Origin of the sequence: Microcystis sp. LE19-10.1B, assembly GCF_027530565.1 — a bacterium.
GTDB lineage: Bacteria > Cyanobacteriota > Cyanobacteriia > Cyanobacteriales > Microcystaceae > Microcystis > Microcystis aeruginosa.
Genome location: NZ_JAPZQM010000529.1, coordinates 1 through 1,470, shown reverse-complemented (window position 1 = coordinate 1,470; position 1,470 = coordinate 1). Strand labels below are relative to the sequence as shown.

Below are 1,470 nucleotides of genomic sequence, written 5' to 3'. Positions count from 1 at the left end.
CTTATATAGAAAGGCATTTAGCGATTTTTGTCAATTGTTTTTTATCTAGAGCGAACTAATCAATTAAGTCTCTTGCCAGATAAGGATTTAGTCGATTTATGCCCCCCTATCGAACCATAACAAGTAACGAAGAGCCAAAATTTATAACGCAAGTCAAGGCTATATTAATGGTTCAATTATTTTTGAAAATAATCATCGCTTAGACTTTGTTGAAGTTAAAAATACTGACACAAAACCAAAGATAAAATATCGCTATCATTACATGAACGAAGCTCAAGTTATGATCTTCCGTTATGATAATGCACCCCATCATGTTGAAATTGCCACTTTCCCCCATCATAAACACGAGGTTGATGACATTAAAGAAAGCCTTGAGCCAAGTCTTGAGCAAGTGCTTTTAGAAATCGCAGAAAAACAACGAAATCTAAAACCGTAATTTTCTGTTAGAATTAGCAGTAATCAAACACCACGCTTGCAGGAGCTATGGTTAACCTCACCTATAACAAAAATCGCCCTCTTCCCAGCGCCGAAGAATTGCCCTCTTCCGATGAAACTCCAGTGGACAATCAGTTACAGAATGATCTTCCCAATCTGCTGCTAAATTTATTAGCCTTAATTTGGTCTGGTCGAGATGATTGGTATTTTGGGGTAGATATGGCTGTTTATTATAATCCAGACGAATCAGCTTTTGTCCCCGATGGTTTCTTAGCAGTTGGAGTCAACCATGATACGGGAGAAAGAGGTCGGTTAAGCTATGTTTTGTGGGGGGAAAAATATATCTTGCCGATTTTGTTTTTAGAGGTAATTTCCGAGAAGTATAATGGTGAATATGAGGAGAAATTCTTAAATTACCAAAGCCTGGGGATTCTGTATTATGTAATTTACAATCCTTTCAGTGGCAGAAGAGGAAGATTTAAAAAGCGACAACGATTAGAAGTATATAAATTAATATCAGGAAAATATGAACTTTTAGAAAGTGAGAATAATCGAGTTTGGTTGCCAGAAATTGGCTTGGCACTGGGTTACGAGAAAGGAGAACATATTGCTTGGTATCGGGAATGGTTATACTGGTATGACCAGTCGGGAAATCGCTATCTAACGGCTGAGGAAAGAGCGATGAACGCAGAGGCGATCGCTGATCAAGAACGGCTGGCGAAACAAGAGGCTGAGGCGATCGCTGCTCAAGAACGCTTGGCTAAACAAGAGGCTGAACAAAAAGCCATCCGGCTCGCTGAAAGGCTCAGATTGCTTGGCATTAACCCTGATGAAGTGTAAGGTCTGACTTCTCCAAGGTATCAACAACAACCCGCATCACCAATCATCGAAAATTTTGGGTCTGAAACCCCGTCGTTCTACGACGGCTTTACTGTTAAATATGAGCATCGTTTACGAAATATATGCTAAAATGTGAGACATGGAAAAAGCCTACTCGTTCCGATTTTACCCCACACCCGAACAAGAGTCGCTATT

General features: G+C 39.9%; 3 protein-coding genes. All 3 read left to right on the top strand.

Annotated features, from left to right (window positions below; genetic code table 11):
- The first annotated feature begins 139 nt into the window (after window positions 1-139).
- Entirely contained in the window at window positions 140-436 is a 297-nt protein-coding gene (locus O9332_RS19075) for a toxin-antitoxin system TumE family protein (protein ID WP_353852234.1), read from the top strand.
- A 47-nt stretch (window positions 437-483) separates the two neighbouring features.
- Entirely contained in the window at window positions 484-1,275 is a 792-nt protein-coding gene (locus O9332_RS19070; RefSeq protein WP_002757096.1) for a Uma2 family endonuclease, read from the top strand.
- 139 nt (window positions 1,276-1,414) lie between these two features.
- Window positions 1,415-1,470 (top strand): helix-turn-helix domain-containing protein (locus tag O9332_RS28140; RefSeq protein ID WP_072024880.1); only part of this gene is annotated, 56 nt, incomplete at its 3' end.